The organism is Pseudooceanicola algae, from assembly GCF_003590145.2.
GTDB classification, from domain to species: domain Bacteria; phylum Pseudomonadota; class Alphaproteobacteria; order Rhodobacterales; family Rhodobacteraceae; genus Pseudooceanicola; species Pseudooceanicola algae.
This window is the reverse complement of record NZ_CP060436.1, coordinates 1,054,539-1,068,960: the sequence shown is the minus strand read 5'-3', so window position 1 is coordinate 1,068,960 and position 14,422 is coordinate 1,054,539. Positions and strand designations below refer to the sequence as shown.

The 14,422-nt window shown below is 63.8% G+C and carries 15 protein-coding genes; 7 read left to right on the top strand and 8 right to left on the bottom strand.

Translation table 11 applies throughout. From position 1 onward, the window contains the following. Nucleotides 1-33 precede the first annotated feature (33 nt). Complete coding sequence (locus PSAL_RS05065) at nt 34-762, bottom strand: VIT1/CCC1 transporter family protein (RefSeq protein WP_119840170.1); 729 nt, start codon at nt 760-762, stop codon at nt 34-36. Between the two features lie 185 nt (nt 763-947). Between PSAL_RS05065 and PSAL_RS05060 the strand changes: the two genes are divergently transcribed. Continuing rightward, complete coding sequence (locus PSAL_RS05060) at nt 948-1,895, top strand: hydrogen peroxide-inducible genes activator (RefSeq protein WP_119840169.1); 948 nt, start codon at nt 948-950, stop codon at nt 1,893-1,895. 80 nt (nt 1,896-1,975) lie between these two features. Here the strand turns inward: PSAL_RS05060 and PSAL_RS05055 are convergent, their stop codons facing one another. Then, nucleotides 1,976-2,521: a peroxiredoxin gene (locus PSAL_RS05055; RefSeq protein ID WP_119840168.1), complete on the bottom strand. Its 546-nt coding sequence runs from the start codon at nt 2,519-2,521 to the stop codon at nt 1,976-1,978. A 319-nt stretch (nt 2,522-2,840) separates the two neighbouring features. Between PSAL_RS05055 and lipA the strand changes: the two genes are divergently transcribed. After that, nucleotides 2,841-3,794 carry a lipoyl synthase gene (gene lipA / locus PSAL_RS05050; protein ID WP_119840167.1) on the top strand — a complete coding sequence of 318 codons (954 nt, stop codon included), beginning with the start codon at nt 2,841-2,843 and terminating at the stop codon, nt 3,792-3,794. A gap of 96 nt (nt 3,795-3,890) precedes the next feature. Here the strand turns inward: lipA and PSAL_RS05045 are convergent, their stop codons facing one another. The 3 genes from PSAL_RS05045 to hpt all read right to left on the bottom strand — a co-directional run bounded on the left by PSAL_RS05045 (nt 3,891) and on the right by hpt (nt 5,622). After that, entirely contained in the window at nt 3,891-4,787 is an 897-nt protein-coding gene (locus PSAL_RS05045; RefSeq protein WP_119840258.1) for a c-type cytochrome, read from the bottom strand. Nucleotides 4,788-4,912: 125 nt separating this feature from the next. Next, nucleotides 4,913-5,080 (bottom strand): hypothetical protein, encoded by a 168-nt coding sequence (locus PSAL_RS05040; RefSeq protein ID WP_196222839.1) that lies wholly within the window; start codon nt 5,078-5,080, stop codon nt 4,913-4,915. After that, the gene (gene hpt, locus PSAL_RS05035; protein ID WP_119840166.1) at nt 5,077-5,622 is read right to left on the bottom strand and encodes a hypoxanthine phosphoribosyltransferase; all 546 of its coding nucleotides are present in this window, start codon (nt 5,620-5,622) and stop codon (nt 5,077-5,079) included. The genes PSAL_RS05040 and hpt overlap by 4 nt, the downstream gene beginning before the upstream one ends. Nucleotides 5,623-5,715: 93 nt before the next feature. Here hpt and PSAL_RS05030 point away from each other — a divergent pair, with 93 nt between their 5' ends. Beyond that, complete coding sequence (locus tag PSAL_RS05030; protein WP_119840165.1) at nt 5,716-6,159, top strand: type II toxin-antitoxin system RatA family toxin; 444 nt, start codon at nt 5,716-5,718, stop codon at nt 6,157-6,159. Here PSAL_RS05030 and PSAL_RS05025 read toward each other — a convergent pair. The 3 genes from PSAL_RS05025 to ispF are packed head-to-tail and all read right to left on the bottom strand — an operon-like array spanning nt 6,156 to nt 8,334. Continuing rightward, nucleotides 6,156-6,656: a CinA family protein gene (locus PSAL_RS05025; protein ID WP_231388621.1), complete on the bottom strand. Its 501-nt coding sequence runs from the start codon at nt 6,654-6,656 to the stop codon at nt 6,156-6,158. The two genes, PSAL_RS05030 and PSAL_RS05025, sit on opposite strands and share 4 nt — an antisense overlap. Continuing rightward, the gene (locus PSAL_RS05020) at nt 6,653-7,147 is read right to left on the bottom strand and encodes a phosphatidylglycerophosphatase A family protein (protein ID WP_119840164.1); all 495 of its coding nucleotides are present in this window, start codon (nt 7,145-7,147) and stop codon (nt 6,653-6,655) included. The genes PSAL_RS05025 and PSAL_RS05020 overlap by 4 nt, the downstream gene beginning before the upstream one ends. Then, entirely contained in the window at nt 7,144-8,334 is a 1,191-nt protein-coding gene (ispF, locus tag PSAL_RS05015) for a 2-C-methyl-D-erythritol 2,4-cyclodiphosphate synthase (RefSeq protein ID WP_119840163.1), read from the bottom strand. The genes PSAL_RS05020 and ispF overlap by 4 nt, the downstream gene beginning before the upstream one ends. A 197-nt stretch (nt 8,335-8,531) precedes the next feature. Between ispF and dusB the strand changes: the two genes are divergently transcribed. The 4 genes from dusB (at nt 8,532) to PSAL_RS04995 (ending at nt 14,421) form a co-directional block, all read left to right on the top strand. Beyond that, nucleotides 8,532-9,548, top strand: coding sequence for a tRNA dihydrouridine synthase DusB (gene dusB, locus PSAL_RS05010; RefSeq protein WP_119840162.1), 1,017 nt, complete (start codon nt 8,532-8,534; stop codon nt 9,546-9,548). After that, on the top strand, nt 9,545-10,696 hold the full coding sequence (locus PSAL_RS05005; RefSeq protein ID WP_231388619.1) for a two-component system sensor histidine kinase NtrB: 1,152 nt from the start codon (nt 9,545-9,547) through the stop codon (nt 10,694-10,696). The genes dusB and PSAL_RS05005 overlap by 4 nt, the downstream gene beginning before the upstream one ends. After that, nucleotides 10,696-12,066, top strand: a complete 1,371-nt coding sequence (locus tag PSAL_RS05000) for a response regulator (protein WP_119840161.1) — start codon at nt 10,696-10,698, stop codon at nt 12,064-12,066. The genes PSAL_RS05005 and PSAL_RS05000 overlap by 1 nt, the downstream gene beginning before the upstream one ends. A gap of 120 nt (nt 12,067-12,186) precedes the next feature. Further along, on the top strand, nt 12,187-14,421 hold the full coding sequence (locus PSAL_RS04995) for a sensor histidine kinase NtrY-like (RefSeq protein ID WP_231388618.1): 2,235 nt from the start codon (nt 12,187-12,189) through the stop codon (nt 14,419-14,421). Nucleotide 14,422: the final 1 nt, after the last annotated feature.

Sequence of the window (14,422 nt, the reverse complement as noted above, 5' to 3'; positions counted from 1 at the left end):
CGGGTCATTTTTCCGCAGAACCATGAAGATCGGTTAACCACTTACCAGCAGGCCGACCAGATAGGCGACCAGAGCACAGGCTGCACCAACGGCGATGGTTTCGCCAAGTGTCCGCAACAGCTTTTCCCCAGTTGTCCGCCAGCGCAGCAGGCCGAGGGCCGCCAGCGCCGAAAAGGTCGCGATCACAGAATACCAGAAGATCCGGGGCGAGGCCTCGAAGAAGAAATAGGGCAGTAGCGGCACCGCACCGAACAGGACGAAGCTGAAAAAGGTGACGAGGCCGTTGATCGCCGGATTGTCTTCGGCCGGGTCATGCATCCCGAATTCATAGGTCATCATAAGATCCGCCATGATCGACGGGTGATGCACCATGATCTCGGCCGCTGCATGGGCGTCGCCGTCGGACAGGCCCCGCTGGCGCAGGATCACCTCCAGCTCGTCGCGCTCATGGCCGGGGTTCTCGGCAATCTCCCGAAGCTCCAGCTGGCGGCGGTTATGATAAAGGTCATGCTGCGCGCGTCCCGACAGGAACTCTCCGAGGCCCATCGAAACCGCATCCGCGAACAGGTTGGCCAGCCCGAAGACCAGTACGGCCAGACCGCCGATCATCGCGATCCCGTCCCCCGCCGAAGCCCCGGCGAAACCGGCGACAATGGCAAATGTGGTCACGATCCCATCGTTGCCGCCATAGACGATCTGCTTGACGTATTCCTGTGCGTGGCTCAGCTGGTGCGCTTCCCGCCGGTGCCTGGCCCAATCCATCGGCGGTCCTTTCCCGAGTCGTCTATTGGCGCCCAGCTTACAGGCCCGGAGCGGATGGTTAAATGCGGCTATGGTCGGCAAGGCCGCCGTTGATCGACCTCGTAACTGACTTGGCCAAATCAGACGTCAGCGGATGCCGCATAAGATCTTCTTGAAGATATTCCGAGACCTGATAAAAATTTCTTATGAACATCACTCTGCGCCAACTCACCTATTTTCGCGCGCTCGTGCAGCATCGCAACTTTGGCCGTGCGGCCGAGGCGGTCCATGTGTCCCAACCCGCCTTGTCGGTGCAGATCCGTGAAATGGAGCAAATGCTGGGCGCGACCCTCGTTGAACGGCGTACCCGCGACGTGGTGCCGACGCCCTTCGGACGGTTGGTGCTGAGCCAGGCGGAAAAGATCCTGGCCGAAATGCAGGTCCTGACCGAGATCGCCCGTTGGAATGAAGGCCTCGCCGGCGAATTGCGGCTGGGGCTGATTCCCACGATCGCGCCCTTCCTTCTTCCCGCCGCGTTGGCGGCAATCCGCGCCGAAGATATCGGCCTGAACATCCAGGTGCAGGAAGCTCATACCGCCCGGCTGATAGAGGACCTGAAGGCCGGTCGGCTGGATGCGGCCGTTGTGGCGCTACCGCTGGACCCCGATACGGATCTGGAGGTCGAACCGCTGTTCGAGGACCGCTTTCTTCTGGCGGGGTCCGAGGCCGGGATGGCTGCGCTTGGCGGACGGGGTGAAAGCCTGCGCCCCTCGGAAATCGGCCCGGCCCGGTTGATGTTGCTCGAAGACGGCCACTGCCTGACCGATCAGGCGCTCGAAGTCTGCGGTCGGGGCAGGGGCCACGCGCAGATCAACATGGGGGCATCTTCCCTGGCGACGCTGACCCGGCTTGTGGCGGCGGGCTTCGGCCTGACCTTGCTGCCGGAACTGGCGCTGGATACCGAAGGGCGCGGGCTGACCCTGCGCCGCTTTGCAGCACCCGAACCGTGCCGGACCATCGCGTTGTTGCGCCGACGCGCCACGCCGGATGACGGCTGGTTCCGCGCCCTGGCCCGAATCCTGTCCGAAACCGGACAGGGCCTGGTTGCGACGACCCGTCCACAGAAGCCCGCGATCTCCTCCGTCCCGGGCTGAGCCCCTTGCCACCTCACGAAAAAACCCGAAGCGCAGGCTCCGGGTTTTTTCATTTCAGATCTTGTCGGCACTTGCCTGGATCAGGCAGCCGCTTCCTTCTTGGCTTCCAGGAAGGCCAGCAGGGTTTCGGGGCTGGATTCGCCATAGGGGTCTTCGCCATGGTTGTCGCAGATGCCCGGCTCTTCGAACCAGCCTTCGACCACGCCGTCGTTGATCACGGCCGCATAGCGCCAGGACCGCATGCCGAAGCCCAGGTTGTCCTTGTTGACCAGCATGCCGACGCGACGGGTGAATTCACCCGAACCATCGGGGATCACAGTCACGTTTTCAACGCCCTGCGCCTTGGCCCATTGGTTCATCACGAAGCTGTCGTTGACCGACATGCAATAAATCGCATCGACGCCCAGTTCCTTGAACTTTTCGGCGTTGTTCTCGAAGCCGGGCAGTTGGTAGGTCGAACAGGTTGGGGTGAAGGCGCCGGGCAGCGAGAACAGGATCACCCGCTTGCCGCCAAAGTAATCCGCCGTCGTCATGTCCTGCCAGCGGAACGGGTTCGACCCGCCGATGCTTTCATCGCGGACGCGGGTGCGGAAAGTGACATGGGGAAGCTTGGAACCGGTTTGCATGACGTATCCTCGGATTGTTCAGATTTAGACTGTTTGCGCAGAAATGGGGCGCGCGCTCCGGAGAAAAGAGTCGTCGCCCCGAAATTCACTGGATCGAATTTTAGAATGGGTCAAAATCCACTGCAAGTTTCTTTCTGCGTCGCAGCGCCCCAGACTTTGTCCCACGCTCATGGTTTCGGCAGGAAACAAGGGATTTGTGCCTGTGTCGTTCTGCATCTGCATAACGGCTCTGCACCGAACGCATTCCTGAAATGTGAAACTGGTTCTTTCCTCCTGGGGTGCATATGATACTCCCCAATCCGCAAGGAAAGGCCAGACTATGCGTGATCTCAAGATCCCTGAACAGCGCCATCCCGAAAAGGCGCGCCGTCCGGACAATGCCCAGCCGAAGAAACCCGACTGGATTCGTGTCAAGGCGCCGACCAGCCGGGAATACATGGAAACCCGCAACATCATGCGGGAAAACAAGCTGGTCACGGTCTGCGAAGAGGCCGGTTGCCCCAATGTCGGCGAATGCTGGAGCCAGGGCCACGCCACCATGATGATCATGGGCGAAGTCTGCACACGCGCCTGCACCTTCTGCAATATCGCCACCGGCAAGCCGCCCGAGGCGCTGGATGCCTTCGAGCCCGGCCGCGTCGCCCATGCGGTGGACAAGTTGGGACTGAACCATGTGGTGATCACCTCGGTCGACCGCGATGACGTCGAAGACGGCGGGGCTGAACATTTCGCCCAGACGATTCGCGCCATTCGCCAACGTAGCCCAGCCACCACGATCGAGATCCTGACCCCCGACTTCATCCGCTGCGCCCCCGAGGCGCTCGAAGTCGTGGTCGACGCGAAACCTGATGTCTTCAACCACAACCTCGAAACCGTCCCCGGCCTCTACCCGGAGGTCCGCCCCGGCGCGCGTTACTTCCACTCCCTGCGCCTGCTGCAACGGGTGAAGGAACTCGACCCGACGATCTTCACCAAGTCGGGCATCATGGTCGGCCTCGGCGAGGACCGCCAATCCGTCACCCAGGTCATGGAAGACATGCGCGCCGCCGATATCGATTTCCTCACCATCGGCCAATACCTTCAACCGACGCCGAAACACCACAAGGTGGACCGTTTCGTGCACCCCGACGAATTCGCCAGCTACGAACGGGTCGCCTACAACAAGGGCTTCCTCATGGTCTCGGCCACCCCGTTGACCCGCTCCAGCTACCACGCCGGCGATGACTTCGCCCGTCTGCGCGCCGCCCGACTGCGCAAGCTCGGCCAGGCCTGAAAGCGACCATGGGGGCATCGCTCCCCATGGCACCCCTTCCAGGTTTCCCTGTTCGAAATATCCCGGGGGAGCCCAAAGGGCGGGGGCAGCGCCCCCTTACTCGCTCTCGACCGGTGCAACGGCCTTCACATAGGCACCGATCGCCTCCAGATCCGCGCGCGGCAGATGCGACAGGTTGGTCACGACGTCCGCCATCTCGCCCCCGGCCACATCGAAATCGGGTGTCAGACCTGAACTCAGATATTCCGCGATATCTCCGGCCGACCAGTCGAGCTCCCCGGAGGTGATATTGGGGATGTGCCCTGCGCCCGACGGGTTCTCGGCCCCGCCCAACCAGCGGGATGTATCCGGTCCGCCTAGCGCATTGCGCGGCGTGTGGCATTCCCCACAATGCCCAAGCGCCTCGACCAGATACCGCCCACGGGCGACCTCGTCCGACCCCGGATCTTCCATGATCCAATCCCTGTCGAGGTAAAGCAGATCCCAGCCCCCGAGCAACCGGCGGATATCGAAGGGAAATCCGACATCATGCGCCTTGCTCGGTGTCGGGTCCGCAGGCAGCCCCTGAAGGAAGGCATGAAGGTCAGCGATGTCCTGCAGGTCGGCGCGGGTGTAGGTGGTGAAGGGGAAAGCCGGATAATAATGCCGCCCCTGCGGGGAGACCCCGTTCTGCATCGCATTGGCCAGGTCCAGCGACGACCAACCTCCGATGCCGGCCGAACTGTCGGATGAGATATTGGGCGCATGAAAGGTTCCGAAGTCGCTTTCCAGCGCTCGCCCCCCGGCCAGCACCAGCATCTCCTCGCCCGAGGCCCCGGGGGCCGCGTGGCAAGAGGCACATCCACCGGCATAGAAGACCGATTCGCCGGCAGCGGCGTCGGGCTCCAGGCCGGCCATGGCATCCTCGGGCAGGTAGGTCGGAGCAGTCAGCCACCAGGCCGTGCCCCCTCCGGCAAGGGCCAGAAGACCGATGGCTGTCAGGGTCTTGCGCATGTTCATCCCCATTTGGCTGGTCGGGCTTTGCCCTGGATCGACTTCAGTCTAACAGGCAAGCCGCGCGAAATCTCTGACGATTTCGTCAGAGGGCAGGCCCGCAGTTCCCCGGGGACAAACCGCACTCACCGCCAGCGCCTCGTGTCCGGTACCAGCCAGTCGGGAAACCCGAACAGCTTTTCCGCGCCCCAGATCGCGATACACAGCGCGATCACGACCAGCACCAGGATCACCCGTTTCTCTGATGGCGGATTGCGCACCCAGAGCACGGCGCGGATCATCCAGCGATTCATGCCCCGGTGAACCGCACCTTGCCGATGAACGGCAGATTGCGATTGCCCTGCGCATAATCGATACCGTAGCCGACGACGAACTCATCCGGGATCTCGAAACCGATGTAATCGGCGCGGAAATCAACCTCTCGGCGCGACGGCTTGTCGAGCAGGGCGATGGTGCGCAATTGCTTGGGCAGGCGCGATTCCAGCAGGTGGATCACGTGGTTCAGCGTGTGGCCCGTGTCGACGATATCCTCGACCACCAGCACGTTGCGCCCTTCGATCTTGCCCCGCAGATCCTTGAGGATGCGGACCTCGCGGCTGCTCTCCATGGCATCGCCATAAGACGAAGCCTCGAGAAAATCGACTTCCACATCACGGTCGGACAATTCCCGCACCAGATCGGCGATGAACACGAAGGAGCCGCGCAGCAGCCCCACCACGACCAGCCGTTCATCTGCGGGAAAAACATGCCGGATATCGCGGCAAAGCGCCTCTATCCGGGCGGCGATTTCCTTGGCGGAAATCATTTCATCGATGACATAAGGACGCGCGCTCATGCTTTCCCCTTGAATGTGCCGGGCGAGTGTAGGACATGGGTCGCCCAAGAAAAACCGTTACGTGACCCAATAGCAGACCGAGGCGGGAGCACCATGCCGACCCATTCGGAAACCCGGAAATTACCCTATCGCGCGCAACAGATGTACGATCTGGTCGCCGATGTCGGATCTTATCCCCAATTCCTGCCCTGGTGCGCCGCCGCCCGGATTCGCAAGGAAATCCCGCAAGGGGACTCGACCTTGCTGGAAGCCGACCTGGTGATTTCGTTCAAGGTCTTTCGCGAACGCTTTGGCAGCCGGGTCGTCCTGTGGCCCGATGCGATGAAGATCGACACGGAATACCTAGACGGGCCTTTCCGCTACATGAAGTCGAACTGGGCCTTCCGCGATACGGAGACGGGTTGCGATGTCGATTTCCACGTCGATTTCGAATTCAAGAACGCGGTGTTGCAAGGCATCATCGGCGTGGTCTTCAACGAGGCAATGCAGCGCATCGTGCGCGCCTTTGAGCGCCGCGCGGCCGAGCTTTACGGTTAGGCCGCAGCACCGCTGGCGGCCTCAAGCAGCAGCGTCAGGGCCAGTTCGGCGCTTTTGCGCCGCACCTCGTCCCGACCGCAGGGACCGAACTGCTCGGTCCGGGTAATGACCCTCCGAGCCGAGGCGATGGCGAAGCAGACCATGCCCTCGGGCTTTGCCTCTGACCCGCCAGGCCCGGCAACGCCGGTGATCGAGACCGCCAGATCCGCGCCCAGGCGTTGCCGCGCGCCCTTCGCCATCTCTGCCGCAACCGGTTCGGAGACCGCACCATGGGCGGCCAGCGTGGCGGGCAGGACCCCCAGCAGGTCGGTCTTGGCGGAATTGGCGTAGCTGGCCACGCCCCCCATCACGACCGCAGAGCTGCCCGGCACAGCCGTCAGGCAGGCGCTGACCAGCCCGCCGGTACAGCTTTCGGCGGTGGCAAGGGTCAGACCGGCGGCGCGGCAGGTTTCAAGCAACCGGGCCGCCAGGGTGGTATCGGGGGCAGGCAGGCTCACATCAGCACCAGGTGCGAAAAGGCCGCCGTGACGATCACCACCACGGCCGCCATGACCCCGGCGATCACGTCGTCCAGCATCACGCCGAAGGCATCCGACCGCCGGTCGGCCCAACCCACCGGGCCTGGCTTCCAGATGTCGAACAGGCGAAAGGCGAGGAAGGCCATGATCCAGCCGGGATAAAGCGCCGTCAGCGACGCGCCCACATGCGCCGCCCCGAAGGACACCGGCAAAAAGGCGATCCACAGGCCGACGACCTCGTCGATCACCACTTCGGACGGGTCGTGATCCCCGGTGCGGGCGGTATGGGATTCGGTCGCCACGACCCCGGCAAGGAACACCGCGAAACAGGCCAGCAGCAGCAACATGGGCCCCCCGGCGACATGCAGCGCCCAGGCCAGGGGCAGGGCGGCCAGCGACCCCCAGGTCCCCGAGGCCGGTTTCAGGTAGCCGATGCCGCCGAGGGTGGCGAAAACTGTCGAAATTTTCATATGCGTATCAATACCGCGGTTGCGATGGCCGCGATCCCTTCTTCCCGTCCGGTGAAACCAAGCTGTTCGGATGTGGTCGCCTTGACCGATACCCGATCTTGTTCCAGTCCCATGATCGCGGCCATCCGGGCAATCATCGCAGGGGCATGCGGGCCGACCTTGGGCCGTTCACAGATCAGGGTGCAGTCGATATTGGTGATGGCAAAGCCCTTTTCCGCCGCCAGGTCCACCGCGTGCCGCAGGAAGACATGGCTTTCAGTGCCTTTCCATTGCGGATCGCTGGGGGGGAAATGGCGCCCGATGTCGCCTTCCGCCATGGCCCCGTAGAGCGCATCCGTCACGGCGTGCATTCCCACATCGGCGTCCGAATGCCCTTTCAGCGCCTTGTCATGCGGCACCTTGATCCCGCAAAGCCAGCAACCATCGCCCGCTTCGAAGGCATGCACGTCAAAGCCGTTGCCCATGCGGATATCGGGACCGCGGGGTGGCGGCGGGGGGACGGGCAGATCCTCGGACCGGCTTTGGGAACGGTTGTCCATGCGGGCTCTCAATATGGCTTCGGCCCGCGCGAAATCGGCAGGCAGGGTGATCTTCAGGTTGTCCTCATGCCCCGGCACGATGGTGACGTCCATCCCCGCGGCGCGCGCCACCTCGACATCATCCGCGGCTCCGCCGGGATGAGCGGCATGGGCCGCCAGCAGCGGCTTCAGGCGGAACCCCTGCGGGGTCTGGGCACGAAACAGCCCGCTGCGGTCCTGGGTTCCGGTCACCCGCCCCTCGGCCCCCCGCCAAAGTGCGTCGGTAACCGCCAAACCGGGAGCCGCCGCCTGCGCGGTCTCCAGCGCCCGGCGGATATCGGCAATCAGGTCCTGCGGCACGCAAGGCCGGGCGACATCGTGGATCAGCACGTTGCGGACCTTTTCCGGGTCCAGCACCGCCAACCCGGCCCGGACCGAGGCATCGCGGCTTGCCCCCCCCGCGACCCGGATCACGCCATCGGGCAGGGGGAGGCTGTCCACTTCATCCGGCGGAAGAACCACCACGACCGGCGCGCACCCCGACCCGAGGATCGCCGCAAGCGTCCAGTCCGCCACACGGCGCCCCGCAAGGGGCTGCCATTGCTTGGCGAGGTCCCCGCCCGCGCGGCTGCCGCGTCCGGCGGCGACGATGATGGCGGCATCCTGCATCTTTCCTCACAAAAACTTTCTCGCGTCGCTGTCCTGCCTGAGATATGCCGCCGGGGTCCCAAGAGCAATGTTGGCCCTGTTGCGCCGCTGATTAAAAAACAGGCGGACGCGTCAGGCCCATTATTCATTCTTCGGCCGATTCATTGTTCTCTTCCCGGATTCGGTCTAACGCATAAGCTGTTGCCCAAGGTTTAAGCATGTTTCTCTCACTTCTGAACGATAAAGCTGCAAAACCCGTCTGCCTTGCACCTATGGCGGGTATCACCGACCGGCCGTTCCGCGACCTCGTGCTGCGGTTCGGGGCCGATCTTGTTGTCAGCGAAATGGTGGCGAGCCAGGAAATGGTGCAGGCGAAGCCCGGCACTCGCGAACGGGCGGAACTGGGGTTCGGCAGCGAACGCTCCTCGGTCCAGCTTGCGGGGCGCGACACCCATTGGATTGCCGAGGCCGCCCGCATGGTCGAAGGCCAGGGTGCCGCAATCATCGACATCAACATGGGCTGCCCGGCCAAGAAGGTCGTCGGCGGGCTGTCGGGCTCGGCGCTGATGCGCGACCCCGACCACGCCCTGCGCCTGATCGAGGCGGTGGCCAAGGCGGTCGACGTGCCCGTGACCCTGAAGATGCGGCTTGGCTGGGACGACGACCAGCGCAACGCGCCTGACCTTGCCCGCCGCGCCGAAGCGGCCGGGGTGCGGATGCTCGTGGTACATGGGCGCACCCGCTGCCAGTTCTACAAGGGGCGGGCCGATTGGGCTGCCATTGCCGAGACCGTCGAGGCCGTCTCGATTCCGGTGATCGCGAATGGCGATATCCTGAACAGGGACGATGCGGAAAGCGCGCTGGCCCGATCGGGTGCGCGCGGCGTCATGGTGGGGCGTGGCATTCAGGGCCGGCCCTGGCTGCTGGCGCAGATCCGCGCCGGGATCCAGGCGAAGACCGGACCGCAAGTCCCTGACGCAAAAGACTTTATCGACATGGTGCGCGGCCATTATGACGCCATGCTGACCTTCTATGGTCTGGACCTTGGGCTGCGCGTCGCGCGCAAGCATCTGGGTTGGTACATGGACACGGCCGCCACGCCCGGCGCCCTGCGCGGGGCTGTCCTGCGGGAAACCGATCCCGATCAGGTCCTTGCACGGCTTGGCGATGCTCTTTCTGCCGGGCCCGAGGCCGCTGTTCCCACTCATGTTCAATCGGAGGCCGCTGCCGCATGAATTCCCCGATCCCCGAGCTTGATCGCACCGTCAGCCGCGAAGAGCAGACCACGCTGGCCATCGCAGATGTCGAAGAGGCCCCTGTCTGGGTGTCCCTGCCGGTGCCCGCGCTGCTGCTGGACCCCGAAGACCGGATCGTGTCGATCAACCCGGCCGCCGAAGGATTTCTGAACACCTCGGCCAAGTCGATCCGGGGCCAGAACGTCTGGGAACGGGTAATGATCGACGTGGCGCTCGAAGAGGCGTTCTCCCGCGCCCGCGCCTCTTCCTCGCCGCTGTTCGTCAACGACGTGGACGTTGGCACCGGAGAGCGGTCGCCGCTGCATTGCAACCTTCAGATCGCACCGCTGAGCGATCGCGACGGCTACATGCTTTTCCTCATTTCCCCGCGCGAACTGGCCGGACGGATGAGCCAGGATCATTCGGTGAAATCGGCCGCCAAATCCGCCATCGGCATGGCCGAGATGCTGGCGCACGAGATCAAGAACCCGCTCGCCGGCATCACCGGCGCGGCGCAATTGCTGTCCATGGGCCTCAGCGCCGAGGACCGCGAATTGACCGACCTGATCGTCGCCGAAACCCGCCGGGTGGTAAAGCTGCTGGAACAGGTCGAGCAATTCGGCAACCTGCGGATGCCCGATTTCAAGCCGGTGAACCTGCACGACGTGCTGGACCGGGCGCGGCGGTCCGCGCAGCTTGGCTTTGGCGCCAACATGAAGATAGTGGAGGATTACGACCCCTCGCTGCCCATGGCCCATGGCGACCCCGACCAGCTGCTGCAGGTGGTCCTGAACCTGCTGAAGAACGCCGCGCAGGCGGCCGGTGCCAAGGGCGGGCGCATCCGTCTGCACACCTATTTCGAACATTCCTTCCGCCTGCGGCGCGCGGACGGGCAGGGCCGGTCCCTGCCGCTGCAGATCGAGATCGAGGACGACGGTCCCGGCCTGCCCGAGGACATCGCAGCGGATATCTTCGACCCCTTCGTTTCGGGGCGCGAGAACGGAACCGGGCTGGGGCTGGCGCTGGTCAGCAAGATCATTTCCGACCACGAAGGCTGGATTTCGGTCACCTCGGTTCCCGGAAAGACGGTGTTCCGCATTTCCCTGCCGCGGGCCCCGAAAGAGAAAACCAAGAAGGAGATAGGCTGATGGACGGAACTGTCCTTGTCGCCGACGACGACCGCACGATCCGCACCGTGCTGACCCAGGCGCTGACCCGCGCCGGATGCAAGGTGCATGCGACCTCTTCGCTGACCACGCTGATGCGGTGGGTTGGCGAGGGCAAGGGCGATGTCGTGATCTCCGACGTGATGATGCCCGACGGGAACGGGCTGGAAATGCTGCCCAAGATCGCCCAGGACCGCCCTGGTCTGCCTGTGATCGTGATCTCGGCGCAGAACACCATCATGACCGCCATTCAGGCAGCCGAAGCCGAGGCCTATGATTACCTGCCCAAGCCCTTCGATCTGCCCGACCTGATGAAGCGCACCGCGCGCGCACTTGAACAGCGTCAGCGCACGCCCGCAGGTCCCAAGAGCGAAGAAAAGGAACGTCCCGACGAATTGCCGCTGGTCGGGCGCACGGCCTCGATGCAGGCGCTTTACCGGCTGGTGGCGCGGGTGATGAACACCGATCTTCCGGTGCTGATCGCTGGCGAAAGCGGAACAGGCAAGTCGCTGATCGCAAAGGCCATTCACGATTTCAGCGATCGGCGAAACCTGCCGTTCGTCGCCGTCTCCGCCTCGGATCTGCAGGACCTTGAAGGCCCCGCACGCGTGCTGGCACGCTCCAAGGGCGGCACGGTGCTATTCGACGAGATCGCCGATATCGACCAGGAAGTGCAGGCCCGCATCGTGCGGATGATGGACGGGCCGACCGACATGTTGCCGCGCTTCATGGCCACGTCGCAGACCGACCTGAACCGCGCGATGGAAGAAGGCAACCTGCGTCAGGACCTGTTCTATCGTCTGACCGGCGCGACGATCAACGTGCCTGCCTTGCGCGAAAGGGTCGACGACATCCCGCTGCTGGTCGAACATTTCCTGCAAAGGGCAGAACGCGAAGGCGCCATGCGCCGCTACCTGGCCGAAGACGCGCTGGAGATGATGCGGACCTATTCCTGGCCCGGCAATGTGCGGCAGCTTGAAAACGCCATCCGCCGCCTGGTGCTGACCGCACGCACGGACGAAATCAGCCGCGCCGAGGTCGAAAGCGTCCTGGGCAACCAGCCCGAGACCGAACCGCTTCTGGGTGGGCAGAGCGATACGGAGAAGCTTTCGGGCTCCGTTGCCCGGCATTTGCGCCGCTATTTCGACCTGCACGGCAATATGTTGCCACCCCCCGGCCTTTACGCGCGCATCCTGAAAGAGGTCGAACAGCCCCTTATCGAGATCGCATTGGAGGCAACCGGCGGAAATCAGGCCAAATGTGCCGATTTGCTGGGGATCAACCGCAATACCTTGCGCAAGAAGATCACCGATCTGGATATTCGCGTGACACGGCGCCGGAAATTGATGTAAAAACGCCACATAAGCGTGGCCGTTCGGGGACAAGCCCGGCGGGAACCACTAGATATGGCGGTGGCGCCAATGTGCGCCACATCACGGCGGGGGCAGCCTGTGGCAACCCGGGCACGACAAATGAACTGGGAGCGCCTGTTGCGCTTGCGGCGTATCCGGCGCTTGCAGAACGTGGCCACTCTGGGGCTGGTTCTGCTGGGGCCGGGCATGGTGCTGGCAACTTTTCTGGTGCTGGGTCCGCTGGACAAGGGCGTGTCGTCCATGTCGCTGCGGCTCGTGGTGCTGGCCGACCTTGTCTATGTCATCATCGTGGCCGCGCTGGTCCTGCAAAGGGTGGCGCGGATGGTGGCCGCGCGGCGCGCGCAATCCGTCGGATCGCGTCTGCACCTGCGGCTGACGGCGACTTTTGCGGCCATGGCGCTGATCCCGACAGTCTCGGTCGCGGTCTTTGCGGCACTGACCATCAATATCGGGCTCGAGGGCTGGTTTTCCGACCGGGTACGCAATGTGGTCGGGGCCTCTCTTTCCGCCGCACGCGCCTATGAGGAAGAACATCAGGACGACCTGACCCAGGATGCCAACGCGCTGGCCCGCCTGCTGGACGCCAGCCGCGACGCGGCCTTCTTCGTCGGCGATGCTGAACTGCGGCAGGTACTGACCAGCGGGCAGGGCCAGATCCAGCGCGGTTTGAAGGAAGCCTACGTCATCGACGGCGCGGGCGAGATCCGGGCGCGGGGCGAACGGTCCTACCTGTTTGATTTCGAGAAACCCGAACAGACCGAGATGACTGCGGCGCGCGGCGGCGAAGTCGCCGTTATCGAGGATTGGGACAACAACGAATTCCGTGCCCTCGTGGCGCTGAAACGCTTTCCGGATCGCTATCTTTACGTCAGCCGCGAAGTTGATGGCAAGATCCTGAACCTGCTCGACGATACCCAGCAATCCGTGCTGCTGTACCAGCAGTTGGAAAGCGAACGGGGCCGGGTGCTGTTCGAATTCGCGCTTCTTTATCTGGGTTTTGCGCTGATCCTGATCCTGGCGGCCACCTGGTTGGGTCTTTGGTTCGCCGAACGTCTGGCGCGCCCGATCGGCCGACTGGCCAGTGCGGCCGAACAGGTGCGTGAAGGCAATCTGCACGTCCGGGTCCACGAAGAAGACGGCAACGACGAGATCGCCATGTTGTCCCGCCATTTCAACCAGATGGTTCTGGAACTGCGGAACCAGCGGGGCGCGCTTCTGGACAATACCGCGCAGATCGAGCAACGCCGCCGCCTGTTTGATTCCGTGCTGAGCTCGGTCACATCCGGGGTCGTCGGCCTTGATGCGACGGGGCGGGTGACCTTCGTCAACCGCTCGGCCGAACGGCTTCTGGACTGGCGCGAGGGCAAGCAGCACATGGCCATCGGCGTGGCGGTCCCGGAATTCGGGCCGCTGTTCGAAACCCTGCGCCGCGGCGGCGGCCAGGTCGCGCAGGAAGAGATCAAGGTATCGCGCAACGGGCGGCTGGAAAACCTGTTGGTGCGGATGGCGACACGGCGTAATGCAGATGGCGACCGCGAAGGCTATGTTGTGGCCTTCGATGATGTGACCGACCTCGTGACCGCGCAACGCATGGCCGCCTGGGGCGACGTGGCGCGCCGCATCGCCCATGAAATCAAGAACCCGCTGACCCCGATCAAACTCTCGGCGGAACGCATCCGGCGCAAGTTCGGGCGCCACCTCGACGAACAGCAGGCCGGGGATCTGGAAAACCTGACCGATGTGATCGTGCGCCAGACCGATGGGCTGCGCCGTATCGTCGACGAATTTTCGCGCTTTGCCCGCATGCCCGAACCCCAACGCCGTGCCGAGGATCTGGCGGCGATCCTGCGCGACGCGGTGCTGTTGCAGCAATCGGGGCAACCTGGTGTCAGTATCTCGCTGAACATGCCCGAGGGCGATGCCCCGGCCGAGGTCGACGCCACCATGATCACCCAGGCCCTGACCAATCTGATCAAGAACGCGGGCGAGGCGACGGACACGCTGGCTGAGAAGGGCGCGCCCGATGGCTGGAAACCGGAAATCCGCGTCTCGCTGGACATCGAGCAGACCGAGACCTTGCCCGAGGCGGTGATCCGCATCAGCGACAACGGGATCGGCCTGCCCGAAGACCGCGCCAAGCTGTTCGAACCCTATGTGACGACGCGGGACACAGGCACCGGCCTTGGCCTGCCGATCGTCAAGAAAATCGTCGAGGAGCACGGCGGCACGCTGATCCTCGACACGGCGCCGGTCTTTGACGGCGCAACACATGCCGGGGCGATGGCTGTTGTCCGGCTGACACTGAACCCGGCAGAGACCGGCGGAACCGAATGAG

Excerpts from the sequence above, each read along its gene's own strand:
- PSAL_RS05065 (WP_119840170.1), bottom strand. The coding sequence starts at position 762 with ATGGATTGGGCCAGGCACCGGCGGGAAGCGCACCAGCTGAGCCACGCA.
- PSAL_RS05060 (WP_119840169.1), top strand. The coding sequence starts at position 948 with ATGAACATCACTCTGCGCCAACTCACCTATTTTCGCGCGCTCGTGCAG.
- PSAL_RS05055 (WP_119840168.1), bottom strand. The coding sequence starts at position 2,521 with ATGCAAACCGGTTCCAAGCTTCCCCATGTCACTTTCCGCACCCGCGTC.
- lipA (WP_119840167.1), top strand. The coding sequence starts at position 2,841 with ATGCGTGATCTCAAGATCCCTGAACAGCGCCATCCCGAAAAGGCGCGC.
- PSAL_RS05045 (WP_119840258.1), bottom strand. The coding sequence starts at position 4,787 with ATGCGCAAGACCCTGACAGCCATCGGTCTTCTGGCCCTTGCCGGAGGG.
- PSAL_RS05040 (WP_196222839.1), bottom strand. The coding sequence starts at position 5,080 with ATGAATCGCTGGATGATCCGCGCCGTGCTCTGGGTGCGCAATCCGCCA.
- hpt (WP_119840166.1), bottom strand. The coding sequence starts at position 5,622 with ATGAGCGCGCGTCCTTATGTCATCGATGAAATGATTTCCGCCAAGGAA.
- PSAL_RS05030 (WP_119840165.1), top strand. The coding sequence starts at position 5,716 with ATGCCGACCCATTCGGAAACCCGGAAATTACCCTATCGCGCGCAACAG.
- PSAL_RS05020 (WP_119840164.1), bottom strand. The coding sequence starts at position 7,147 with ATGAAAATTTCGACAGTTTTCGCCACCCTCGGCGGCATCGGCTACCTG.
- ispF (WP_119840163.1), bottom strand. The coding sequence starts at position 8,334 with ATGCAGGATGCCGCCATCATCGTCGCCGCCGGACGCGGCAGCCGCGCG.
- dusB (WP_119840162.1), top strand. The coding sequence starts at position 8,532 with ATGTTTCTCTCACTTCTGAACGATAAAGCTGCAAAACCCGTCTGCCTT.
- PSAL_RS05005 (WP_231388619.1), top strand. The coding sequence starts at position 9,545 with ATGAATTCCCCGATCCCCGAGCTTGATCGCACCGTCAGCCGCGAAGAG.
- PSAL_RS05000 (WP_119840161.1), top strand. The coding sequence starts at position 10,696 with ATGGACGGAACTGTCCTTGTCGCCGACGACGACCGCACGATCCGCACC.
- PSAL_RS04995 (WP_231388618.1), top strand. The coding sequence starts at position 12,187 with ATGAACTGGGAGCGCCTGTTGCGCTTGCGGCGTATCCGGCGCTTGCAG.